Raw genomic sequence first — 24,624 nt, 5'->3', positions numbered from 1 at the left:
CATGACTTTTAAAATTCCTGTAGCATGGCTACAACTAGCCCGCAACAAAATTCGAGCGATCGTCGCTGTTGCTGGTATTGCTTTTCTCGTGATTTTGATGTTTATGCAACTTGGTTTTCAAGATGCTCTCTATTCCAGCGCCACCCAAGTACATCGTCATTTACGCGGAGATTTATTTTTAGTTAGTTCTCAGTATAAGGCTTTAACAGCCTCCCAAAGTTTTTCTCGAACTCGTTTGTATCAAGCTTTAGGTTTTGAAGGTGTAGAATCAGTTTGTCCTATATATTTAGGATTTGCTAAATTTAAGAATCCCGATACAGGACAAAAATATTCAATTTATATCATTGGCTTTGAACCAGGAAAACCCGTAATCGATATTCCAGAAGTCGAACAAAATATAGATCGGATCAAAATTCCCGATGTAGTACTTTTCGACCGGAACTCTCGTCAGGAGTTTGGTCGTGTCGCAGAAAGATTTGAACGAGAAAATAACAAACAATTAATTGAAATATTTCCTTTTGATTCTCTCAAGGGTTACAAAGTTAGAGTTGGAGGTCTATTTAATTTAGGTCCATCCTTTGGTGTTGATGGAAACTTAATCGTCAGCGACTCTACTTTTTTACGGATATTTCCTAATACTCGTCCCGCAGAGATGATAGATGTTGGTGTTGTTGCTCTCAAACCTGATGCTGACCCTCAGAAAGTTCTGAAAAATTTGCGGGATAATTTACCGGATGACATTAAAATTTTTACTCAATCCGGTTTCATTAACTTTGAAAAACAATATTGGGCTACCAGAACGCCTATTGGTTTTATTCTCAATCTTATGTTAACAATGGCTTCTATTGTTGGTATTGTTATTGTCTATCAAATACTGTATAGCAATATTTCAACTCAATTAATTGCATATGCCACTTTAAAGGCTATAGGTTACGAGAATAAATATTTACTAAATATCGTATTTCAACAAGCATTCATACTAGCTGTATTGGGTTACATACCTGGCTTTGCAATTTCTCTAGGTTTGTATGATTTTGCCATGGAAGCAACAAAATTACCAATTATGATGAACTTGCACAATACAGCGATAGTTTTACTCTCAACAATTTTAATGTGCATTATATCCGGAGCATTAACAGTCAATCAACTCCGCTCTACAGATCCAGCAGATATTTTTTAGAAGACCGGCGACTGGCGACTAGCGAATAGCGATAGGGAACTAAGAAAATTCATAACTCCGTATCGCAAATCCCCAATCCCCATATGGCTAACGCCACGCTATGCTAACGCCGCTAGGCGCGGGCTTCACCCCAATCCCCAATCCCTAATCCCCAATCCCCAACATGAAAACACTACTCATTACTGATGTTTCTGGATTTATTGGTCTACGTGCTGCTGAACTTGCGATCGCTAAAGGAATGAAAGTTCGCGGACTACAGCTTAAAACAGACAAATCCTCAACAGCAAAAAAACTAGGTGTAGAAGTTATTTCTGGAAGTGTAACCAAAGCTGAAAATCTCAAAAAAGCTTGTCAGGGAGTTGATATAGTATTACACACCGAACAATTAGCTCAAGAAGGCGGTTCCCTCAAAGATTTCCATAAAGTCAATGTTGATGGTACCAAAAATATCTCTTATACAGCTAAAGAAGTGGGTGTTAAAACTTTTGTTCATCTCTCTAGTGCGATGGTGTACGGCTTCAACTATCCTGAAGATATAACAGAAGATGGTCCACTTACTAATGAGAATAATCCCTACTGCCAAACTAAAATAGAAGCAGAACAAGCTATTTTACAATTGAATTCTCCACCTGATTTTGGTGCGATCGTTATCCGCGCTGGAGATATTTATGGTCCAGGTTGTATTCCCTGGATTGTCAGACCTCTACATTTGATGGGTCAAAAATTATTCGCTTATGTTAATGATGGAGAGGGAGTTATCAATCACGTATATATTGATAACTTAATTGATGCTATTTTTCTCAGCATAGAAAAAGAAGCCTATGGAGAAGTATTTAATGTCACTGATGGACAAAAGACTTCTTGGAAAGAATATTTTTTACTTCTAGCGGAAACAGGGGATTTACCAGCACCTTTTTCCTTACCAAAGGATGAACTTAAGTTATTTTTAAAAGTCCGTTCTGGAGGACAAAAACTTTTGCGTCAACAGCCAGATATTTTCCCGGAAGCTGTAGATTTTATGTCTCGTCCCCATAGTTATTCTATTCAGAAAGCACGGGAAAAATTAACTTACGAACCAGCAGTTAGTCTAAAAGATGGAATGCAGCTGATAAAGCAATGGTTGAAAACTGCAAATCTCAAAAAGCTTATGGGTAAATAGAATTTATTTATTCATTCAAAAGAGCTTACTAAGAATTTCTTTCAAACTAGGAATTATTAAGGGAATCAAAGGTGAATCAGTTAATTACACTATTTTGTCTGGGTTTATTGGTTTGGTTTATCATCCAATCGCTTCTGATGTTGTTATTTTTAAGATATCTGCGTTCTTATAACAGTAAAGCATTACCAGTAAAAGAATTACCTAAAACAGCAGTTATTTTATCTTTACGTGGAGCCGACCCATATCTTTCCAAGTGTTTGCGATCGCTTTTTCAACAAAACTATCCAAATTATGACATTAAGCTAATTGTTGATAGTGAGGAAGATCCAGCTTGGAAAGTCGCGATCAAAACTGTTGCAGAAGAAAAAGCTAGTAATGTAGAAATTCAAGCTCTCAAATACCGACGAAAAACTTGTACTCTCAAGTGTAGCTCTTTGGTGCAGGCTCTTTCTACGTTAGATAAGACATATAAAGTTGTTGCTTTAGTAGATGCTGATACAGTAGCTCATTCCAATTGGTTGCGGGAATTAGTTTCTCCTTTATCAGATCCCAAAGTTGCAGCAACAACAGGTAATAGGTGGTATCTACCGACGGGTCAATATTGGGGAACTTTGGTGCGCTACATATGGAACACTTCTGCAGTCGTACAGATGTTTTTGTACGGTATTCCTTGGGGTGGAACTTTAGCAATCAAAACCGAAGTCATACAGAAGACAGGATTGTTGGAAAAATGGAAACACTCTTATACTGATGACACAATGATTAGTCGAGTAATGCGAAAACACGGCTATCAAGTCAAGTTTGTACCTTCACTATTAATAGTTAATCGAGAAGAAACTAACTTACCAAGATTACTTCCTTGGATTCGAAGACAATTATTTATTTCCCGACTATATCATCCTTTATGGCCAGCAGTAGTTGGGGATTCCATATTGACTATAGTGTTACCGAACCTAGTATTGGGACTCTTTTTTATTAGCTTTGTTATCGGACAAGGACAAGCTGCAATTTTAGCTTTGATTGGTTACTGTAGCTATTTAGTCGGTTTACTTGCACTTATCCTGACTCTAGAAAAAAGCGTACGTCAAGTTATTAGCAGGCGTGGTGAAGTTAGTCCAAGATTTAATAAAAGTAAAATTTGGAAAATATTTGTTGGAACTCCATTTACCCAATGGTTTTATTTCATTGCATTAGTTTCTTGTCATTGGATGCCAATTGTTAACTGGCGTGGGATTAATTATCAGATTAAAGGACCATTCAAAATTCGCATGATGGAATATCGTCCTTATAAATGGGTGGATCAACCAATAGATCCAAAAATTTCTCTTTGAGAGTTGTTAGAGAAGATGTCAGGAGACAGGAGACAGGAGATAGGAGATAGGAGATAGGAGTCAGGAGTCAGGAGTCAGGAGATAGGAGTCAGGAATCAGGAGTCAGGAGACAGGAATCAGGAGTCAGGAGACAGGAATCAGGAGTCAGGAGTCAGGAGTCAGGAGATAGGAGTCAGGAATCAGGAGTCAGGAGACAGGAATCAGGAGTCAGGAGTCAGGAGTCAGGAGTCAGGAGTCAGGAGATAGGAGATAGGAGATAGGAGATAGGAGACAGAAAACAGGAGTTCGTAAATAAAAAATGACGTTGTTGTAGGATGTGTTAGACCTGTTACCATATCTCACTTCTGAGTATAAATTCAATGGGTCTAACCCTCCATATGATATCGGTGGTTTCGCCAAATTTTAAGTAATAAAAGTTATTAAACAGATATAAGAAGCGGACAACAAATGAACAAAAAACCTCTTCGTATTGCTCTTTTTACAAGTCTTTATGCTCCATTTTTAACTGGAGTGTCTATTGCAGTGCATCAGCGAGCAAACTGGTTATTAGAACGTGGTCATTTTGTATTTTTGATTCACCCAGAAATTAACGAACAGTACCCTGAAAGTGTGGGAAGTCGTCCGATGGCTGGTTTAAGTAAATTACAGTTCTTCCCTAACTTTTCTTCCTATGCATTTCCTACCAAACCTCTGATATTTTATAAATCTCTTCCCCAACCTCTGAGTTATCGACATTGGAGCGATACTAAACTCCTACAAGAATTTAAGCCAGATATTATAATGGTTGAAGAAGCCGCACAAATCAGAGGTTTTTATTCACTCTTTTTACAAGGTTATGGTCGTCCAATAGCCCGAGAATATGCCAAACTAACTGGTACGCCTACAGTATCTCTATTTCACACAGACATCGTAGCTTACATTAACTACTACTTGGGCGATGGAGTTTTTCGTTTAATTCGTCCCATACTTCCAAGTCTGATTAAAAAATTCAGCGGAAATTATGATTTGAATTTATTTCCTTCTAAGGGACAATTACTCAAATATCAGCAAATGAAATCTCAACGCAGTGAATATCTTCCCTATCAAGGAGTTAATTGCAAAAAATTCAATCCGGGAAATATTGCTTGCAATCCAATTCCTGAGGATAATAGACCAACTCTACTGTTTGTTGGACGCATTTGTGCAGAAAAAAATGTTTCCCAGCTTTTCGAAATATATCAATTAGTTGCTGCCAAAATTAATGATGTCCATATGGTTATCATCGGTAGTGGTCCTTTATCTCAAGAAATAGAAGAACGTGGTAAAAGTTTAGCTCCCGGTTTGACCGTATGGGGTGAGTCTCATGGAGAAGAATTACTAGGTTGGTATGCTCGTGCAGATATATTTGTTAATCCTTCAGTTACCGAAAATTTCTGTACCACAAATACAGAAGCATTAGCCTCTGGAACACCGGTAGTTGCTGCAGCTGCACCTTCTAGTTCAGAGCAGATTACACATGGTGAGAATGGTTTTATCGCTGAAGCCAATAACTCACAAGATTTTGCTAATAAAATAATCCAGATTTTGGAAAATCCTGAACTCAAACAAGAAATGTCTCGTCAAGCTCGTCTTGGAATACTGGAATTTGACTGGTCTACATGTATGGAAAAGTTAGAAGAAAAACTCTATCGACTTTTTGAAGAATCTCAGAATTCAGGAGTAATGAGTAACAAGTAATAAGTAATAAGTAATAAATAATGAGTTTGGGAATCAGGACATATCCTGCGGACACGCTAGAGTATGCGGTGTTGATCGGTATTCGTTCTTAAGTCTTTAGCTGCGCTACTTCCGGATCCGCTAATAGGAGTTAGAAGTTGCAATGAGTAATAATTTGAGGTCTTGACAGTAAATTATTTAATTTACTTTGGATTACTAGCTTTGAGTTCTTAGCTTGAAAAGCAAAAATTTATTACCAATGTGTATAGGTCTCATGTAGTAATCCTATATCACAGGCAATAGTTTTTACAAATTAGGATGGAGATATATCCGGTATAGCGATCGCTGTACCGGGTTTTATTTTTTAATAATGGGGAGCAGGAAAATAGAGAAAAATAAATAACTAACTAACAAGAGAAGAAAAAGTAGTCACATTATCAGGGAACCGAAGATGATTAACTGCTGTTCGTACTGCTTTTTGAATGGGAGAAGAGTTGAAAGCTAATCCATCGTATAAATAACCAGCTTTAAAATTACCAATGGTTCTAACTAAAATCTCCGCAGCAAAATGAAGAGAACAATCAATAATTTCCTGGGAATTTAAAATATCTTGACGATGAGAACCCAAAGCACAAACATAACTATCCAAAAAACTGTCTAACATTCGATCTAATTCTTCAGCTTCATCTTTGGTTTGTGCGCGTTCCCTCTTCATCCACAAGTGTGCTGCAAAGTGGGCTAAATCTTGAGCGGGATAACCATAATGAGCTAATTCCCAATCAATTATCCTCAATCCATCAGCGACAGGAATAATCGAAGTTGGCCATAGATCGCCCATAATAACATTTTTACCTTTTTGGAGATATTTTTCTCCTAATTGAGATACTTTATCTCCCAATATTTGATAATCTTCAATTTCTTCGTCCTTCAAAAGTGGAGCAATCGCTCTATACTGTAAATCTAAACGAGTCTTTTGAATGGAAAAATTCTCAAAACCTTCTGCTAAATCAGTTCTAGAAAAACTCAAATCATGTAAATTACCAATAAAATTACCAATTAATTTTCCTGCTTCCTGACCGGATGAATCAGCTAAAACCCAATTATAATTTACTTTTAAACTATTTTTATCTGCGACATCTTCCATTACTAGAAATTTTCTCACTTCATCAGCATAATAGATTTGTGGCGGACGAATCTTATTAGTATTGAGAGTAGAAAATATTCCACCTGTTTGAAAAGCTTGAAGCGCTCTAGCTTCAATCAGCATTCTGCGGTCGTCAAGGAAAACTTCTGGTACTGTGGCGATATAAGGAGGAAAATATTTAATAATAATTGGTTTTGGTTCGCCATTTACTCGCCAAACATAATTAAGCAAGCCACCTTGTAACTTTTCTGGAGAATTTTTCGGTTGAAACCAACTTAGATCATCCTTGATGATATCTAAGATTTCTTGTATATCTATTTGAGTCACTTCACTATTTTATTCCATAAATTCAAATTTAGACAATATTCACACCTATTGCTCTTGATAATAAACTTTATTCCCATCGGTTATTCTTATTTATCAGCAAAGCGAAAAATTTGATTTTTAAAAGGAACTTCCGAAGCTTTTTTTAAGAACTCAATGATAATTTTTTCCATTGAAGAACGAGAATTTACTAAAGATTCCTTTACTCCTTGATGGTCTTCCGATGTCTCTTTTCCTGGTAAAGAATATTTATGTCCCACCACCAAACCCACGCAGGGAATTTCTAATTCATTAGCTAATACTACTTCCGGTGCTAAAGTCATAGAGTTTACACTCGCACCCAATTGATACCACATTCTATTTTCGGCTGCTGTTTTACCTCTGGGTCCCCCAACATAAGCAAAAATCACTTCCTTTTCCATTGATGATATCAAGTCTGGAGCTAAATTATATACTTGCTGAGTCAATGTTTTAGAAAACAATCCTTCATTCAGAACTAAATGACCTTGCTGAGCTTCTGGTGTGACAAACATAGTGCAAGTACTACCGTCAGGTAAACGGTTTTCTAGCATTATCAAATCTGTCACCAATAAAGGACTGTACAGAGGTAATTTAGCATCCAATATTCCCACCGAGCTAGTTACCATCAAAGCACCACAGTTTACTTCTTTTAAAGCTCTTGCTTGGGCTCGATAATTGATCTGATTGGGCAAAATTTGATGGGGTATACCATGTCGAAATAATAAATACGCTGGGCGATGGAGATTGGTAATTTGATATAGTTCTTGTTTACCCCAAGGTGTAATAATTTCTTGGTGAGAAAGTTCTAGATCTGCGTGTAATTCTTCCGTAAAAGCACTTCCGACTATAACTGCAACAGATTTCATTTTTAATATTTTGAAAAGTAGCTTGCTAATTTGCAAATAATCAATATAACTTTTGTGAGTGGGGATAGTTGTAAAAATTAGATTAAATCTAAAATCTATTTGCTCTTTTATTCGAAGTGTTCTACTAAATTGGGTTTGTATCTTATATTTAAATGTCCATATTTTTACCTGTATCCGTAACACTCTGGAGCAGCAAAACGATTGCGCTTTCTACTACAAACTTGGTTTAGTTTAATGCTTATTTTTTCCTTTTCTTTATTCGCTTGATAGTATAGAATACGCCAATTTTTGAGCCTTTTTGCAAGCTTAGATCCCATTAATTCTTCATTTTTTTCCTGATAATCTTTCGCCAATTTTGTTAATCTTTCGTTTTCATCAGTCAGTTCTACTAATTTTGCATTCCGAGCATCTGCACCTTGAATAACTTGCTCTGCTAAGCTTGTCCGATGCATGGAAGTAATAGTCAAAATTGATGCAGCTATCCCAGATGCAATAGCAATTATTGATATGAATCGATTCTTTTCACTCCATCTCTTAGCATTTTCCAATCGCTCAATCGACTCTTGATTGAGAACTTTATTAGCTTCATGTTGCGACTTTAGAGCAGATAATGCAGGATTTTCCATCGCACCTGCATTTAAATCTACTCCTAATTTGTAGTATCCGGTGAGATCTTTTTCTAATTTATCTTCTATTACTTTTGGTTCAGCGAAACCGTTTTGACCGGAAATTACAGCGAGCATTCTGGCTAAGTCCGGTTTCTCCTGAACTGATTCTGCGATCGCTAAGTTTATATATTCTGAGGTTAAGTTTTCCATATTAATTTATATTTGATTTAAATAATAATTTTATTAAATTACAACGCCGGTATATTTTATTAATTCTTTCCTTTCACAAAAAGTCAGTACATTTTTAAAAAATATTACAAACTCTAATGGTTTATCCATGCTGTGAAATTACTTCAAATTTAACCCAGCTCTTGTTATTTACTACCAAGTCACTCGGTTGAAAAACTGAAAATTGCTTATTTTTTTTCTAGAATAAATATAAATTGATTAAATAACTCGGAAAATAACGATTTTTGGATTATTTGCAAAGTTCGTGTCAAAAGTCGTATTAATTAATTGATTGATAACCAATTCCTAACCTAATTTCAATAAATGAACATATTGCAACCGATGCAGATTATAGAAACCTAAAACTAGGAAATTTTCTACGCAGAAATGTTATTTTATGTTTATTAGGGTGTTATTTATCGCACATAACGCAGTAAAGCCACCTTATATAGAGAAGATAGGGTGGCTTTTCCTTTATTTGCTTGGAGGTGACGGTGACACCACCTCTAAGTAATATAAAAAATATGATTTTAAGAGCTTTAACAAGTAATTGAGCTAAGTTATTCAGTGCAGTTAATCTATTTTCTCAAGGTTTTAGGGGGTATTGATTCTGATACTCTACACAGTCTAAGGTTCGGTAGCGTTTCAGACTAGAATTGTACAAACTCTATGCTCATACTATGAATGTTTTGGCTCAGTATTCCTATTTGATCGCCTTTAGGTGAGTGAAGTTTATTAATTTTAGAATTTTAGGTAATTAGAATTTTAGATAATTAGAGACAAGGAGGTAATGAGATGATGGGAATTATAATGACTTGGTTGGTCACTACCGTGAGTTTTTTGATTATTTCTCGACTACCAATAGGAGTTGAAATTGATAGTTTTGGGAAAGCAGCAGTATCAGCAGCAGTTTTTGGAATTCTTAATGCAATTTTAAGACCTATATTAGCTTTTTTTAGTTTTCCCTTGATTATTTTGACCTTTGGTTTGTTCGTGTTTGTCGTGAATGCGATTGTTTTTAGTCTTGCAGCTTGGTTAGTATCGGGATTTCGCTTGCGCTCTGGTTTTTGGAGTGCTTTGTTTGGTTCAATTGCTTTAAGTGTGGCGAACTCTATAATCTTTAATTTATTAGGAGCTTAGAATTCAGGATTTAAGTAAGACCTGTAAAACCATAGGGTAACTGAGCCTTATTAAAAGTATTTTACCGGACACTCAACACACAAAACCTAAGCCTTGCTGCTGTTAACGTGAATTGGGATGAGTTTTTGTGTACCTTAAATCGTAAAAAACTAAATAACTAAACAACCATTGCATAATCATTGCCATTCGTAGGTAATTATAGATAGGGTACAAGTCGCTCAGGCAAAAAAAGTATGTCTGAGCATTTTCTTAGCTATTTTTATTTCTTGTTTCCCACCAATTACCCATTACCCATTACCAATTCTCTCCAATAAATGCTCTCCTACACGCAAAGCATTAGCAATAATAGTTAAAGATGGGTTGACTGCACTGCTAGAAGGGAAAAAACTACCGTCAACAATATAAAGATTATCGATATCATGAGTTCGACAATTTAGATCGAGAACTGAAGTTTTTGGATCCTCGCCAAAACGACAAGTTCCGCATTGATGAGCGACATGTTCGATAGTCATTTTTTTAGGAATATGCAACGCTGGTAGTAGCTTAGAAGTAGGATTTTCAATTGACTTTAAGACTTTAATCCAGCGTTTTATTAATCGATTAAATGCCGTTTCGTTGTTATTTGTATAATCGAGGAATATTTTGTCCCCTTGGACACGTACTCGGTTGTTTAAGCTTGGTAAGTCCTCTGTCATTAATAACCAAGCACTAGAATTTTTTGCGATCGCCTCCGCGATAAAATCTGCCATAAAAGGCGGTCCATCTGCAATGATTCTGTCTTTGGCGACGTTACCTAATAATTGTACGCTTCCCATGGGGTAAGGAAAATCTTGTTCTCCCCAATAAAAGTCATTGAGTGCTAATGTTTTCTGGAAAATTGTTGGATTTGGTCTTACACATAAACTCATAACTACCCCAAATTTATGAGCCATATAATTACGTCCGACAAGATCCGAACTATTGGCTAATCCTTTGGGATGTTGGTCATTTGCCGATTTCAGTAATAATAAAGCAGAGTTAACTGCACCACAGGCTACAACAACAATATCTGCATTGAAAATCAGTTTTTGACGCTCGTTTTCACTATCGACTTCTACTTCCACTCCAGTAACTTCCCGACCAGAAGCATTAGTATAAAGTCGCGATACCTTAGCACCGGTCATCAAAGTTAAGTTTTCATTGGTCATGACTGGACGAATACCAATAATATCAGCATCGGCCTTCGCATCAAGTAAACAAGGAAAACCATCACAGGTTTCACAGCGAATACAACCGCTAAAAACCGGGTCGGCTTCATTTAATTTAATACCCAATGGTAAAGGGAAAGGATGTAAATCTTTATACTTCAGAGCGTTATGAATTTTTTGAACAAAAGGTTCGTGACTAATAGCTTCGAAAGGATAATCTTCAGTTGATGGTGGTTCAGTTGGATCGAAACCACGTTTTCCATGGACTACGTAAAGTTCCTCCCCTTCGGTGTAGTAGGGTGCAAAGTCACGATACTTTAACGACCATTCAGGAGAAATTCCATCCTCATGTTCGACCCGTTCAAAATCTCGTTCGCGCATCCGAAATAACGCAGAACCATAAAATTTGGTATTACCACCAACATAGTAGTGAGTCATTGGGTAAAAAGATTTACCATTTTTGTCATACCATAATTCTGAATTGCGGTAGCATTTGTTATGGAAGATTTTTCGTGAATCCCAATTAGCTTTTTCTCGAGGTAAAAAATTTCCTCGTTCCAAAACCAAAATTCTTTTACCACTTGGCGCTAACTTTCTTGCAATTGTAGCTCCACCAGCACCAGTTCCAATGATGATGACATCGTAATGAGTATTGTTCATATTACCAATTTGTAGCGCGTCTAATACAACCAATGACCGATGACTAATTATCAATTATCTGTGCGGATATTGACTTTCCACATAAGACTTATATAACTCTGTGATACCGGTAATTCTAAATACTGCATCTCCAAATTTTGGTGATAATTGACCAATTGCAAATAGTAATTTCGATAGAAAACCATCAATAATGACTTCTGCTTGGTTTTCCTTAATCGCGCGGATTATTATCTTTGCAACTTCTGAAGGTTCAGTTACATTAGCGACTTTAGGTGCGACTAAACCAGTTCTGAGGAACATTCCTGTATTTGTATAACCCGGACAAACGACTGAAATATCCACATTGCAATCGTTTAACTCCTGTCTCATTGAATCTGTCCATACCAACAAACCAGCTTTAGTTGCAGAATAAACGCTGTTGTAAGGCATTCCTTTTTTTCCCGAACCAGATGCAATACTAATAATGTGACCGCGATCGCGATCGAGCATACTCGGAAGTAATAAACGAGTTAATTCTATTGCTGCTATTAAATTGACCGAGAACATTGAATTAATATCGCTTAGGGAATAATGCTGTAAATAGCGAAATTTTTCAATTGCAGCATTATTAATCAAAATATCTACAGAACCTGCACGTTCGTTAATTTGCTGCACTAAAATCGATAGATCTTCCACTCGACTAATGTCAAATGGAATCCCAATGAATTTACCACCGTTAGCTTCTATATCAACTTGAATTTGCTCTAATTTTTGTTGAGAAAGAGCGACTCCTACCACGATTGCTTTTTCTTTAGCAAGAGCACGAGAAATAAATGCTCCAATACCACCAGAAGCGCCGGTTAAAACAACTATCTTACCTACTATATCTTTCATAATTACCCGTCAGTAATTGGGTATTTTTGAACTGTAATCTTTAGCTAGAAAGAATAGAATTTCCCTGAAAAGCTAATTATTTAAGTCTTCCAGTCATCTAGTTACTAATTACAGATAACTAAATTGAGTATTTTGATTAAAATCTCATATCAAAAAGAGATTAAGTAAAATGATTTCACATTCTGTAATTTTGATTAGTATCAACAGAAGCAAAATCTTGGTAAAAATTTAGAATAGAGTGTAATTAAAGATTAGATTAGTTGTTATTAATCAGTAGCATAAATTACAAAATATTTTTTGTAAAAAATGTATTCTGTGGCATTATTTTTTGATTAGAGCATTTATTGTCTTTTGTTTCCCATTCATAAAAATATTGATTTGAAATTATAAATCAAACAAATTTGATGTTTTTTATCGCAAATTGTTTATTGCAAATTGAATTAGTAAAAATCTCCAGTGTAATCTACACTGGAGATTTTTGAGTAAATGGGAAGAGAATAGATGAGAAGTTAATAAATAAACACTTAATATACTAGTAATATCACTCATCATCTACTGAACTTGTATCAGATAGCTGTAGATAATTTTCAAAATCCATACGTTGTTCTACGTTACGTAAAAAATAACCATTTACCATAGCAGAAGTTAAGAGTTTACCGAGGTTTTCACGGCTGGTACTAATTAGAACATTAAAATTATCCTGAGGTAAATTACCCAACATACTAACGATGGTGCGTTCAATTGCTTGCATTACATCACCAGAAGCAGGCTGAGATAACTTAGCAATAGTATCAGGGTTCATTGATTGAACGTAATTCCAAAGAGCATTTTCGCTTGGATTTGCTTCATCTAAATACTGAGAGTGACTATTAGTGTTATGATTCATGATATTTTACTGATTTAATTACTATTAGTTAGCTGTTGTTACCTAATTTAGCAATATTCTGCGCTGATAATAGTCATATAAACCGAACTGCTAGATTTCGGTTTACCGTGCATATCTAAATTATTCACACATAAACTAAATTTGTTTGTGGGGAATATAATTTCTACGATAACTCTTAAGGTCTGAAAGTCAAATCCAATCGAATAAACTTTATATGGAATTCGAATTTTTCATCAATTCTTAGTTATTTTTGTAATTCTAGTATCAGTTATTTATCTTAGAAGATAGTTTGTTAATCTCTTCAGTAAAATATTTTTCCTGATGTTGAAGCTGTCTGGCTAATTGTAAACCTTGTTGAAAAGCTTCCATGGCTTGGGGATAATCTTGACGTTGCAAATAAAGTTTAGCTATTTGGTCGTAAGCATTCATTAAATTGTACAGATTTGCAGCTTTTCTTGCTGTTTCTATCAATATTTTGCTGGTTTGTAATGCTTCTTCCATTTGTCCTTGGGAAGTATACAGTGCAATCAGTTTTTGTAATGCTTCCCCAGCGCGTACATATTGTTGTAATTTCCATGCAATGATGTAAGCTTCCTGATAGTTCTTGAATGCTTCATCTAAAAAAGCTGGATTTTTCTTTGCTAAAGATTCATAATCAGAACCAATTGCTATTTTGAGTGCTGATAATTTAATTTGAGTATTTGGTTGAGTATTTAGTTGGTTATCCTGTTGATTATTACTTTGATTATTTCCTTGGGAATAAATTTGAGTTAATTTTCTGCGTACATTTAGAGATTTTTGCGGTTGTTGAGTTTTCTCATAAATATAAGCTAGCTCCTCCAAATATTGAACTCGCTCGGTGTCTTCTCCCCTTGTATTTGCTAAACCAAGTAATTCTTCGTAGGTGACTGCAGCTCTGTCATAGTCAAACCAAGCTAAATGTAGTTTTCCTATGGTATTAAGAACTTCAACTTCTTGTGCATTATCTCGCCTTTCTCTAACTATTGATAACACTCGCTCATATACTTGTAATGCTTCCTTAGGGGTTCTTACTTGCTGATAAGCTTCTCCTAAAGCTTGCAAAACTTCTAGTTGTGAGTTGTTTGCTTGTGAACTTATTTCTTGTGAATTTCTTCTTTGATTTCTATTTTTAGATTTGGATTTCGTTTGATTTTTTTGAATTTTTTGTAATCTTTGGGTAATATAAAAAACCTGCTGGCGATTATTTTGTCTCCAAGCGATCGCACCAACTCGTGATAATGCTTGTATTTCGGGAATAATACCTAAATAACGACGCAGTCTGATTTCTCGGTTCCAAATATCAAAAGCTCCTTGCTTGTCTCCTATTTCAAATTTAGCGATTGCTTGTTGGTTTAAATCATCAAGTGCAGCTTCAAGTTCTCTTTTCTCTTGTCGCGTTAATGGTTCTTTTGGAGCAGCAGACGGTAATAATGGATCTTCTTTCTTGATTTCCAAAGGATTTGGCGGAAATTTATCTGGTAGTTGTGGTTTTTTACTTTTCGCTAAAACTAAAGCAGGAGAAAATAGAGAAATAACAATAGAAGTAATAACAGCAATACTCAAATATTTTTTGTTCATATGTTCATAGGGATTAGGAACTGGGGACAGGGATAAATATCCTTATTATTTATTAGTTGCTTGATTTAGTTATTCGATATTGACGCAGTTTGACAAAAATTTCTCCTGAAAAACTGCTAACTATTGGTTTTACAATATTTTTGGAGCGTACTTTTAACCCTGCTTAGGGTTAAGATGTGCAATTTGGTTTTGACTAGCTACAACCTTTATAGAGATGTAGCATCTTACATCCCTTCAAGCTTAGCCAAAATCTAAACGCTTAAAATACTAGTCTGAGATAAATATTAATTTCTGATAATGACCCATTCTAAAGATATAGCAACTCTCGCTCGCTGGATGGCTGCTGATTTTAGCAATCAAGAACAAGCTTACGAAAATCCACCTTTTTTTGCTCATATTCGCGTATGTATTCGTCCCTTACCCCTGGACCTGCTGTCCGGAGTTAGCTTATTTTTAGAACAAGCTTATGATTTTGCACTAAATCAACCTTATCGAATGCGGGTCATGAAATTAATTCCCACTGAAGAGAATATTGTTATCAAGCATTATACTCTCAAGGATGAAAAATTATTCTATGGTGCATCCCGTCAACCACAACGCCTCAACAAGCTTACAATTGAGGATTTAAAAGATATGCCTGGTTGTAACATGATTGTGGAATGGACTGGTAAGAGCTTCAAAGGTAGGGTGGAACCAGGTAAAGCTTGTGTAGTCGTTAGGAATGAGAAAACGACTTATCTAGATAACGAATTTGAAATTGACGCGGAGAATTTTTTTAGTCTCGATCGGGGAAGGGACGTCGAAACAGATGAACGGGTTTGGGGTTCTGTTGCTGGACCGTTTCATTTTGTTCGCAAACAGAGCTTTGCGAGTGAAGTCAAAACTTTAAATTAATAGATTCTAACTTCTTAAAATATTCTTTTGTTATGTTGCTAGCTGATGTCTCTAGCCAATGACAGCATAATTAAAATAAAAAATACGCAGGTGTATTGTTTCGTAAATTAGGACCACACCGTAAAAAATACCTACCATAATGGCTGATAAAACATTATACATATAGGTTTACTCAGAATAACCCTGTATTTTGGCACATTATCAGTCAAAATTTTTAAATCACTTTTATTTTAATATCCCATCGCAGGTATATCCAAAGGATTGTAGTAATCAACTCGCTCAACAGAACTTTCCCAAACTCCGTTGGAATAAAGCTTGAGCAGTCGAAAACCGGGAGATCTGCTGTCAATAGTCAAAGATGGAGTTTTTGGTCGAAATTGAATACAAGTTGAAGGCGTTCCAAGGTAAGACACGCTACCGCGTTGTTGTTGAAATTCTTGATGGATATGACCAAACAAAACTAATTTCACTTGTGGATAGCGATCTAAAACTTGGAAAAACTCTTCTGGATTTTCCAAATTATTACTATCTAACCATTTGGAATTAACTGGAAAAGGTGGATGATGTAAAGCCACTACAGTTGGACTATCTCCAACTGTTTCCAATTGCTTCTCTAACCAAAATAACGTTTTGGTTGATAAATAACCCTGTTCCTGACCGGGAATAGATGAATTGAGCAAAATAAAATTCCATCCACCCCTTTCAAAACACTTGCGTCGCGAAACCAAACCTAAATTTAAATATTGGTCTATGGCTTGAGCAGAATCGTGATCTCCAGGTAACCAGTAGGTTGGTATCTGAAGTTGATTAAAAAATGCTTGTAAATTTTCGTAAGAGCCTGGCGTCCCATCACCAGATAAATCTCCGGTCACCAATAGTAAATCAATTTCGGAATCGATTTGCTTTAATCTTTTGACTACAGCTTCAAAAGATTGGGTAGTGGGTATACCCAATAATGCTTGATTTTCATCTGCAAATAGATGTAGGTCCGTTATCTGTGCTACTGATAGCGGAGAAAATTGATTCATTTTTGTTGGCAACAATGTAAGCGTTTTAATATCCTATTACTCCTTATCGTTCAACAACCAAAACTAAAGAAAGTATCATTTTTAACTTATAATCTTAACTTGTACTTCATTGGATTAATACATAGTTATTTACTTCATAATAAATACCTCCATATCGCCTAGAGTTTGTGATTTTACGGTTAAAAAAACCAAAGTAATTGTATTTTTATTAGATCTAATCACATGCATGTAATGTCATCTATCTTAAGACATATTTAAGCACTTATCTTGATTTTAAAAAACTATACAGCGAAACATTAAGCACCATCAACCTTAGTTACATAATGTAACCTATAACACAAAATTTATATAGATATATAGATGATATATCTATATGATGTTGTTGGCATGATACCTCAAATATGATGTAATCTCAGAAAGCTATAGAACTTTGATTTGAAAGATAACGTAATTACATAGAGTGAAAGTAAAAAAAACAACTAATTATTTTAAATACTGAGAGTAACAAAATACTTCTTACTCTTCAAGTAGTATTCACTCTGAATTAGCTTGATAAGACTCAGCAAGATAACTTGAGCCGCTAATTATGTATTCAAGTATTTGCTCCACTTAAATTCCCTATTTTTGTAAAACTTAATTCTTCTAGGATGTTTAAGTAGTTTCCCTAAGTCATTCTTGGAAAAAATCAGTGGAGAATTGCTTAATCAATATTTATAAGCATCAAATTGCGCTGACAAACAGTTTTATTCTGGATATTGCAAAACTGAAAATGCTTATTAAGCACTTGGAAATAATAAAAATACACAAATCCAGAAAAAAGACTATTTAAATATCACCAATACTTTTAATACTTCCATCAGTATAAGCACTGTTTTTTATTAAATGTATTTTGAGATTATCCCCTTTATTTGAGACTGGCTATGAAATTACGATCACTAGTCGATGAGAATATTAAGGTGCACAATCTATGGGTGAAAAACTTTTTATTCTGATTTTATTGATATTTAAGTTGTTCTAACTATAGTTATGTACCATTCTAAAAGTAATTATTTTTGCCACTTAAGTAAGTTGCGCATTATACTATCCTACAATTAGAACGATATTATTAATTCAGTAAAATAGTTATCTTTTGAATGTAGTAATATTACGATATTGTCAATATATATTAATGGGGTTATAATGTTTCGAGTCAATGTTACGACTGATGTAAAGCAACTGTCGTAACATAGTAACTTTTTGCTTAAAGACAGTGTTTTTAAGTGCGGCGACATAGCCAAGTGGTAAGGCAGAGGTCTGCAAAACCTTTATCCCCCGGTTCGAATCCGGGTGTCGCCTTTTTTTATATGTCAAATTGTTTGACCGCGTCGACAAATAAGTTTCCGTCGTGGTCTAATACTTTTCGCTGCAGGGACTTCCAAAGTAAAAATTTCCCCGTGGCTTGTAACAGCCTTATATTTAAGATTATATCCTATCCCAAATAAAGAGACATTATTGAAAATAATTAAAAAATCAAAACCAGGACTTACGCAGCTAAAATTTGTGATTGCGACCGGAACGTAATTCAGCTATTAGCAAAAGTGTGACGTTAGTCATACGTAATGACGCAATTACGTAGATTTTGCGTAAGTCCTATAAAAATTATTCAGATATAGCAATCATGTTTGATTCCCTAACAGATTAATCCTGCAGAAATGCGACAGACCCTGAGACGCACCTGCGGTTAACGGTGTCTGCAGATAACTGCTGATGAGTTTTTTATGAATGATTTAGGATTACTATATTATTTTTATTTAATATCAGTTAACTCCATGAAGTACTGACACTAAACTTTGCCAACTGCTAACATTATTCGCGTTTGCTAGATCTAATTATACTAAGCTCTGTCAGTAATTTTTATTTTTCTCCACAGTCTTCCTAATTAAGCTATTTTCAAACCAAAGAGTAATTATTATATTCCGAAAAGTGTTAAGTATCATTTGTAGTTTTGATACTGAGGAGAAAATAAATTTTCAAAATTAGCTTAACAATACATTTTGTACAAGCAACAATCTAAAACACATAAACACAACGAGGATAAAAATGAATTTACCCACTATAAGATTTGGCAGCTCTGGTAGCTCTGTTAGAGTATTACAACGTTTATTGTTATCAAATGGTTATTTTATTAGTGTTGACGGCTCTTTTGGAGCAGTTACAGAAACAGCAGTTAAAGCTTTCCAAGAACAACGAGGTCTTATCCCGGATGGGATCGTTGGTCCAATAACTTGGCGAGAATTAACTAGATAAAGGATCAATGTAGTATTGCGTGGGTAACAATTATATTCAACACTCTACCTGCTTGTTTGTTGCCCTATAATAATACATGTAATGTGCTGCTGCTACGAGAAAGACATCCCCAATGACCTTAAAAAGAGCAATGTTTTAGTTCGGGATTGTTATGCAGTATTTAATTTAGGATTATGGACAAACCAGAATAATAACTTCCCCGATGACGCATATAGAAGATAATTATTCCCTTTGCACATTTGATTGAGTATGGAATGGCACTAATAAAAGCCAAAAGCCTTACTAGAAGAGAGGTGTGGGAAGAGGGGGTAGAAAGGGGAGAGGGGGGAGTTTAATTAATGAGGCTTGTTGTATGTTGTTGCATAAAGCTACCTCCCACACCTCCCACACTCTACATCAGTTCAAGGTTTGTTCACACACGCTACGTGCGGATGAGCCTTAACTTAGCGGCATTAATTGAGTGTGCTCGATCTATTTTAGGACTAGCACAGTTAAAGCAATAGGTAATAGACGTCTTTGGAAGTTAAATTTGGAAGTTAAATTATTTGTATCTTAAGTTAATGTCCCAAGCAAACCTAAATAATGGAAAATTTTTTCTATTATTAGGATTTGTATTAATAATCGGTGCTTTAGTCACTATGTAAGGAATATTCGTAAAATGTTTCCTAAGAACAGTTTTATTGCGGATTACAGCACCCATGGGTAATCGGAGCTACAAATCTACCGCTAATAACAAACTAGAATTGCACAGAGCATAATAAGATTCAAATAGTCAAACTAAGATTAGATCTGAGAGATCGGACATCATAACAGTCGAAATCTCCCTTAAGTTTGATAAGGGTTGCGTCAGTGTTCTAGACATTGAACGCAAAATTTTGCAGCAAACCTGTGTGCTTTTTAATTCGTAGGAGGCTAAGTATGATTATACATCTTCTGTAAAAATAATCGCGATATTTTTGTAAGTAATAGCCATATTCAATTCTAAAACCACAGCTTTTTCAACTGTGAGGGAAATACGGGCATGAGTAAAACAACACACAATGAACTATATTAGTATACTGATTACAAGCGGCTTAACAACTGGACAATCACCTTTACCCCAATTACTAAAACAACAACTAGTTCAACTTGAAAAACAAAAGAATAATAATCATCAACAGATGTCTCAACAAGCGTCAACTGCTCAAATTACACCACCAGAATTTATGCAGTTGAATAAGATGTCTTCAGATACTGCGCCAAAATTAGTTCTAAAAAAAGAAGAAATTTTGGAAAAAACCCGGGAAAAGCTGGCTTCTAAATGTTTATCCAAATCACAAGCAGTAAAAATGAAAATGAGGAGGATTAATTATTCCAATTTTTCTTGCGGTACAAAAAAGTCTTTAAAGTTAGTAACGAGAGTATCTAGAAGTGAGGAAGGATATCCCTTAAAGCTGTTGTTTGTACCAAGTAAGCTAAAAAATATTTCACCAAGGAGAAACAACAAATTATATTCCCAAATTATTCTCCGTCAGCGATTCAGATATGAGGAAACTGGAGGGTTTGGAAGATTAAATAATGCAATTGCAACAACAAGAAGTAAAGAATTTCTACCCACTTTGCATTTTGGTAATAGAGGTATTCCTGTCAAAGTTCTACAGAGATTATTAATTTATAATGGCTACGCCATAAGTGTAGATGGTATTTTTGGAGCGTTAACAGAAACTGCTGTTAAAGCCTTCCAAAATCAACACGACCTAGGAGTAGATGGAGTTGTTGGTAATAAGACATGGCGAGCTTTATCACAATAGTCTTGGTTCTGGGTTAAAAACTTAGAGTTACAAACTTATAGGTTGTTAATATATAGGTTATGAGTTTATAAGTTTTGCACTAAGTGTTATGAGTAATTGACGACTAATTATGAATGATTTTCTATTATCCTGTCTGATATTTGAATTTTCATATTTGACTTTCATCTCTGAACTTTCAAGCAGAATTGTACGCATTTTCTCCTTTATGCGTTCGATGAGAAGCTATTCGCCGTAGGGCTTCACAGGACAGACCACAAATAAATATATCTGGTTCCTCGCTCACTTATAAGCAATTATAATTTACACATTTAACTCACACATTTAACTTACACACTTAACTTATACGCTTAACTCACACACTTAACTCACACACTTGAGTTGTCATCACTTTTAGCTTTTAAAGTTTGAACTTCTAACTCCTAACTTCTAAACCTGTAACTTTAAATAACCTTATAACCCAATACTTTTTAGATTTTTGTAAAAAAAAGAGACGTAGCAATGCTGCGTCTCTGTTTTTATTGGTGTAATTCCACAATATCGAATTCCACAACACAGGATTATTGGTGAATTAGCTCTGATTTAATACTTACCCGTATTACCTGATTTATTTACAGATTTTATTTACTCACAGGTTTGTATTAGTTCTCAACAGTTAATTAGCGAGATTGATGTTGTTCTAAAAGCTTTTGCGCCCTTGGCTTGTAAATCAAATAGAACAGAGATTCTAAGTAGCGTAGTAAATCTTCGCGTTTCTCTTTAGAGTTGAAATTCCAAAATCCGTAGATTCTTGCTAAGGAGAGTAATTTAGTGGTGTGAATTTTCCAAGTATAAGTAGTGTAAACCCGTTCGATTGCCTTTTGAGAAATTTCTTCCCAGTAGTTAGGATTCTGCTCGCATTTAGTGACAAATTCGACAATTTTTGCTGCTGTTTCTTCTAAGTTTGTGGGATTAATATAAAAGCCGTTTTTCTTGTCTTGAATAATTTCTAAAGGACCACCAAACTGAGTTGCAAAGGTTGGTAAACCGGAAATCATTGCTTCCAAAATTGTTAAACCAAAAGCTTCAAATAATGCTGGTTGAACAAATACTCCTTGACGATCTGCAATTACTCGATAGACCACACCGGAATCATTTTTAGATAAACGAACGCCCAACCAACGGATTTTCCCGTGGAGATTGTATTCGTCAATTGTGCGGTAGAGTTTGACAATTTCGTCCCGTTCTTCATTGTCACCTGATTCTTCAACCCGCAATTTACCCGCAACTAAAATTAAGTTGCAATGTTCTTGGAGTTCTTTGCTCTTACCAAAACATTCGGCTAAACCAGTGATGTTTTTAATGCGATCGAGACGAGCCATGGAGAATAAAGGACGCTTGGTGGGATCGTCTAATTTACCGTAAATTTGACTTTCGTCTTCTAAGGTAAAGAGCATTTCATCCATTCTCTGGCGATCGCTCTGGATTCTTTCTTGACTATTGTTATAGGGGAAGAAGCAACTTTCGTTTACCCCTGGTGGAACAACATTAAATTTGGGACTGAATAATTCAACGCCGTTGACTACGTGATATAACTCGGGCATAGTCAAGCATTTGTAGGACTCATATTGTCCGATACTATCGGGAGTACCGACGATTTCTTGATAGGTACTGCTGACCACAAAGTTAGCAGCGTTCATTGCTATCAAGTCAGCAGTGAATTGCAAGGAGAAGTGATATTTATCTTCTAAATCTTGCCAATATAAGTTACTGAATAAGTACTTAGATTTTTCTAAAGCATGGGCTACATTACACTGGGTAACTCCCAAACGCCGCGCTAATAAGAAAGCAACTAAGTTACCGTCGGTGTAATTACCAACGATTAAATCTGGTCTACCTTGGAACTCTGCTAATAATTGCTTCTCAGCGTCGATTGCAAAGGTTTCCAAATAAGGCCAAAATTCAAAACGGGAAATCCAATTTTGGGTAACATTAGGATTAAACTCCCTCAGGGGTACACGTAAAATCCAAGCATTTTCTGACCCATGGACTTTTTCCAGAGGTTGATTACACAGCGTACCGTCACTATTAGGAATTAAACGAGTCAGAATAATTACTTTAGGTTGGACATTTAAGCCTTCCAAACCAGCAAGGATTGCATCTTCTTGTAATTGCTTTTCTAAACTCTTAGCTTGGTCTAAAACATAAACCACTTGTCCCCCGGTGTCAGGTCTTCCTAACACTCCCTCTTGAGCAAACCAACCGTGAGCGGACACCAAAACGATTTTGAAAATCATCGGGATCCGAGAGATGAAAGCCTCTAGGGTTTGGGGATCGGGAGAATCGATTAATTCATCTAAAATATTTAAAGTTTCCAGTACCCTTGCAGCGGTGTTTCCCCATCCTGGTTCAAATCCCATCATTTGTAAGGGGAAACGGAATACTTCGTAACTTTCGTCGTCGGAACGCTGACTGACAAATTCAATCGCTTTTTTAACCTGTTCTGACAATTGCTGCTGAGAAGCGATGCGATCGTTAATTAGCAATTGAATGCCATTATATTGATGCAACTGTAAGAAGTTAAACAGACCTTCTAACCATTGGTTGGGATCTTGGAAGAGTTTACTGGAAAGATAGCGGTTGAGAAACTGCACCCCTTTACCAATATTTTTAGGATCGCGAATTACAGGGGAATAATCATAAAATGGTCCGAAGTCCAGTTCTAATAGGTCACCTTCATTCGGGTTGTACTTATCAACAAAGCGATCGCGCAAGTCAAGCAGTTCTTGAACGCTCATCTCTTCGACTTTAAAGTCTGCTGTCAGTCGATAGATTTCTTGAGACGCAATTTTGGGACGAATAATAAAGCAAAGAGTCGATTCTTCTTTAATATGAATAATTTCTTGAGTATAGTAAATTAACTTACCTAAATTTGAGTAGGTGAAAAAGTTTTCAGGTTTTTGATACTTGGAACAATACTCGTCAAAAAGATTCAGAATGTCGTTACGTAGTAAATATCCCTGCTCTTGCTGGCGTAACTCGCTGACTAAGCCACGCAAATCATTTCTATCTTCACTATCGAGAACTGCTTGAATTAATTCAGACATGAAAATTTACCAGATTATCCTTCACTGTGTGGGTGGTTATGAAATTACTTATGGGGCAATCGAAAAATCATAGCAAGAATGGGGATAGCTTTATCATTGATAATCGCTATCCAAATACTAGTTATTCTTACTTCTTTCCAATACCTTATCAATGAGAATTATTCACTCTAGCTCAAGATAAATAATTTATACCTAAAAGCTAAGAATAAAACATTCACATTTTAATAAACAAAAAAGCTTTTTAATTTACTTTTTTGTCATCTTTGTCACTATCCATTTAGATATTTTCCAGTACCAATTTTCACCTAGCATCAGTGTATATACTGATTTTGTTTGGTGCAATTGAATAGTCTGTCTCTGACTACGAAGGAGAAAAATATTGAAGCAACTATAGGAGGATTTTATCAGAATTATCTGCTTTGCAATCATAGATATATTTAATCTATTTTTTATGGATGTATTTTGGATCCCTGATGATTATGGATCTGAATTCTTTGAGACTACAAATGTTTTCTGTAAGTTATGTAATAAAAGTTAATGTTTTATAGATTTGAGAATTAGCTAAATTTTAAAATTTAATTAATCGTAAAATTATTGTTAGATCAATTGTAGTAATTTGATATTTTATGGGATCCAGGTGGG

General features: G+C 35.4%; 17 protein-coding genes and 1 tRNA gene. 9 read left to right on the top strand and 9 right to left on the bottom strand.

From position 1 onward, the window contains the following. Nucleotide 1: 1 nt before the first annotated feature. The 4 genes from devC (at nucleotide 2) to BC008_RS31695 (ending at nucleotide 5,386) form a co-directional block, all read left to right on the top strand. Nucleotides 2-1,180 (top strand): ABC transporter permease DevC, encoded by a 1,179-nt coding sequence (devC, locus tag BC008_RS31710; RefSeq protein ID WP_027844596.1) that lies wholly within the window; start codon nucleotides 2-4, stop codon nucleotides 1,178-1,180. Nucleotides 1,181-1,343: 163 nt separating this feature from the next. Continuing rightward, nucleotides 1,344-2,339, top strand: coding sequence for an NAD-dependent epimerase/dehydratase family protein (locus tag BC008_RS31705; protein WP_027844597.1), 996 nt, complete (start codon nucleotides 1,344-1,346; stop codon nucleotides 2,337-2,339). Between the two features lie 71 nt (nucleotides 2,340-2,410). Then, the gene (locus BC008_RS31700) at nucleotides 2,411-3,670 is read left to right on the top strand and encodes a glycosyltransferase (protein ID WP_027844598.1); all 1,260 of its coding nucleotides are present in this window, start codon (nucleotides 2,411-2,413) and stop codon (nucleotides 3,668-3,670) included. Between the two features lie 447 nt (nucleotides 3,671-4,117). Next, nucleotides 4,118-5,386: a glycosyltransferase gene (locus tag BC008_RS31695; RefSeq protein WP_027843619.1), complete on the top strand. Its 1,269-nt coding sequence runs from the start codon at nucleotides 4,118-4,120 to the stop codon at nucleotides 5,384-5,386. A gap of 382 nt (nucleotides 5,387-5,768) precedes the next feature. Here the strand turns inward: BC008_RS31695 and BC008_RS31690 are convergent, their stop codons facing one another. The 3 genes from BC008_RS31690 to BC008_RS31680 all read right to left on the bottom strand — a co-directional run bounded on the left by BC008_RS31690 (nucleotide 5,769) and on the right by BC008_RS31680 (nucleotide 8,538). Next, on the bottom strand, nucleotides 5,769-6,836 hold the full coding sequence (locus BC008_RS31690) for a phosphotransferase family protein (RefSeq protein WP_027843618.1): 1,068 nt from the start codon (nucleotides 6,834-6,836) through the stop codon (nucleotides 5,769-5,771). Between the two features lie 86 nt (nucleotides 6,837-6,922). Then, nucleotides 6,923-7,720, bottom strand: a complete 798-nt coding sequence (locus tag BC008_RS31685) for a phosphorylase family protein (protein ID WP_027843617.1) — start codon at nucleotides 7,718-7,720, stop codon at nucleotides 6,923-6,925. Nucleotides 7,721-7,884: 164 nt separating this feature from the next. Then, nucleotides 7,885-8,538, bottom strand: a complete 654-nt coding sequence (locus BC008_RS31680; protein WP_027843616.1) for a hypothetical protein — start codon at nucleotides 8,536-8,538, stop codon at nucleotides 7,885-7,887. An 813-nt stretch (nucleotides 8,539-9,351) separates the two neighbouring features. Between BC008_RS31680 and BC008_RS31675 the strand changes: the two genes are divergently transcribed. After that, complete coding sequence (locus BC008_RS31675) at nucleotides 9,352-9,696, top strand: phage holin family protein (RefSeq protein WP_027843615.1); 345 nt, start codon at nucleotides 9,352-9,354, stop codon at nucleotides 9,694-9,696. A gap of 287 nt (nucleotides 9,697-9,983) precedes the next feature. On the opposite strand, the gene BC008_RS31670 is transcribed toward BC008_RS31675, so the two are convergent. The 4 genes from BC008_RS31670 to BC008_RS31655 form a co-directional block, all read right to left on the bottom strand. Further along, complete coding sequence (locus BC008_RS31670) at nucleotides 9,984-11,543, bottom strand: GMC oxidoreductase (protein WP_027843614.1); 1,560 nt, start codon at nucleotides 11,541-11,543, stop codon at nucleotides 9,984-9,986. A 54-nt stretch (nucleotides 11,544-11,597) separates the two neighbouring features. Next, a complete protein-coding gene (locus BC008_RS31665) occupies nucleotides 11,598-12,416 on the bottom strand; it encodes an SDR family NAD(P)-dependent oxidoreductase (protein ID WP_027843613.1) in 819 nt (272 codons plus the stop codon). Between the two features lie 541 nt (nucleotides 12,417-12,957). Beyond that, nucleotides 12,958-13,302: a DUF760 domain-containing protein gene (locus BC008_RS31660; protein WP_027843612.1), complete on the bottom strand. Its 345-nt coding sequence runs from the start codon at nucleotides 13,300-13,302 to the stop codon at nucleotides 12,958-12,960. 264 nt (nucleotides 13,303-13,566) lie between these two features. Beyond that, entirely contained in the window at nucleotides 13,567-14,901 is a 1,335-nt protein-coding gene (locus BC008_RS31655; RefSeq protein WP_036265644.1) for a tetratricopeptide repeat protein, read from the bottom strand. Nucleotides 14,902-15,198: 297 nt separating this feature from the next. On the opposite strand from BC008_RS31655, the gene BC008_RS31650 reads away from it, so the two are divergent. Next, nucleotides 15,199-15,795 (top strand): chromophore lyase CpcT/CpeT, encoded by a 597-nt coding sequence (locus BC008_RS31650; protein WP_027843610.1) that lies wholly within the window; start codon nucleotides 15,199-15,201, stop codon nucleotides 15,793-15,795. Nucleotides 15,796-16,025: 230 nt separating this feature from the next. On the opposite strand, the gene cpdA is transcribed toward BC008_RS31650, so the two are convergent. After that, nucleotides 16,026-16,823: a 3',5'-cyclic-AMP phosphodiesterase gene (cpdA, locus tag BC008_RS31645; protein WP_027843609.1), complete on the bottom strand. Its 798-nt coding sequence runs from the start codon at nucleotides 16,821-16,823 to the stop codon at nucleotides 16,026-16,028. A gap of 1,263 nt (nucleotides 16,824-18,086) precedes the next feature. On the opposite strand from cpdA, the gene BC008_RS31640 reads away from it, so the two are divergent. The 3 genes from BC008_RS31640 to BC008_RS51710 all read left to right on the top strand — a co-directional run bounded on the left by BC008_RS31640 (nucleotide 18,087) and on the right by BC008_RS51710 (nucleotide 20,899). Further along, nucleotides 18,087-18,158 (top strand) — tRNA-Cys (locus BC008_RS31640). Between the two features lie 744 nt (nucleotides 18,159-18,902). Continuing rightward, nucleotides 18,903-19,109, top strand: a complete 207-nt coding sequence (locus BC008_RS31635) for a peptidoglycan-binding domain-containing protein (RefSeq protein ID WP_058184200.1) — start codon at nucleotides 18,903-18,905, stop codon at nucleotides 19,107-19,109. A 1,040-nt stretch (nucleotides 19,110-20,149) separates the two neighbouring features. Next, complete coding sequence (locus BC008_RS51710) at nucleotides 20,150-20,899, top strand: peptidoglycan-binding domain-containing protein (protein WP_027843608.1); 750 nt, start codon at nucleotides 20,150-20,152, stop codon at nucleotides 20,897-20,899. 656 nt (nucleotides 20,900-21,555) lie between these two features. Here the strand turns inward: BC008_RS51710 and BC008_RS31625 are convergent. Continuing rightward, nucleotides 21,556-23,982 carry a sucrose synthase gene (locus tag BC008_RS31625; protein ID WP_027843607.1) on the bottom strand — a complete coding sequence of 809 codons (2,427 nt, stop codon included), beginning with the start codon at nucleotides 23,980-23,982 and terminating at the stop codon, nucleotides 21,556-21,558. Nucleotides 23,983-24,624 lie beyond the last annotated feature (642 nt).

It is taken from the genome of Mastigocoleus testarum BC008 (genome assembly GCF_001456025.1).
GTDB classification, from domain to species: Bacteria; Cyanobacteriota; Cyanobacteriia; order Cyanobacteriales; family Nostocaceae; genus Mastigocoleus; species Mastigocoleus testarum.
This window is presented reverse-complemented; position numbering and strand designations above follow the sequence as displayed.

Bases quoted from the DNA above. Each gene is read 5' to 3' on its own strand.
- BC008_RS31665 (WP_027843613.1), bottom strand. From the start codon at position 12,416: ATGAAAGATATAGTAGGTAAGATAGTTGTTTTAACCGGCGCTTCTGGT.
- BC008_RS31655 (WP_036265644.1), bottom strand. From the start codon at position 14,901: ATGAACAAAAAATATTTGAGTATTGCTGTTATTACTTCTATTGTTATT.
- BC008_RS51710 (WP_027843608.1), top strand. From the start codon at position 20,150: ATGAACTATATTAGTATACTGATTACAAGCGGCTTAACAACTGGACAA.
- cpdA (WP_027843609.1), bottom strand. From the start codon at position 16,823: ATGAATCAATTTTCTCCGCTATCAGTAGCACAGATAACGGACCTACAT.
- BC008_RS31680 (WP_027843616.1), bottom strand. From the start codon at position 8,538: ATGGAAAACTTAACCTCAGAATATATAAACTTAGCGATCGCAGAATCA.
- devC (WP_027844596.1), top strand. From the start codon at position 2: ATGACTTTTAAAATTCCTGTAGCATGGCTACAACTAGCCCGCAACAAA.
- BC008_RS31625 (WP_027843607.1), bottom strand. From the start codon at position 23,982: ATGTCTGAATTAATTCAAGCAGTTCTCGATAGTGAAGATAGAAATGAT.
- BC008_RS31650 (WP_027843610.1), top strand. From the start codon at position 15,199: ATGACCCATTCTAAAGATATAGCAACTCTCGCTCGCTGGATGGCTGCT.
- BC008_RS31635 (WP_058184200.1), top strand. From the start codon at position 18,903: ATGAATTTACCCACTATAAGATTTGGCAGCTCTGGTAGCTCTGTTAGA.
- BC008_RS31660 (WP_027843612.1), bottom strand. From the start codon at position 13,302: ATGAATCATAACACTAATAGTCACTCTCAGTATTTAGATGAAGCAAAT.
- BC008_RS31695 (WP_027843619.1), top strand. From the start codon at position 4,118: ATGAACAAAAAACCTCTTCGTATTGCTCTTTTTACAAGTCTTTATGCT.
- BC008_RS31685 (WP_027843617.1), bottom strand. From the start codon at position 7,720: ATGAAATCTGTTGCAGTTATAGTCGGAAGTGCTTTTACGGAAGAATTA.
- BC008_RS31705 (WP_027844597.1), top strand. From the start codon at position 1,344: ATGAAAACACTACTCATTACTGATGTTTCTGGATTTATTGGTCTACGT.
- BC008_RS31670 (WP_027843614.1), bottom strand. From the start codon at position 11,543: ATGAACAATACTCATTACGATGTCATCATCATTGGAACTGGTGCTGGT.
- BC008_RS31675 (WP_027843615.1), top strand. From the start codon at position 9,352: ATGATGGGAATTATAATGACTTGGTTGGTCACTACCGTGAGTTTTTTG.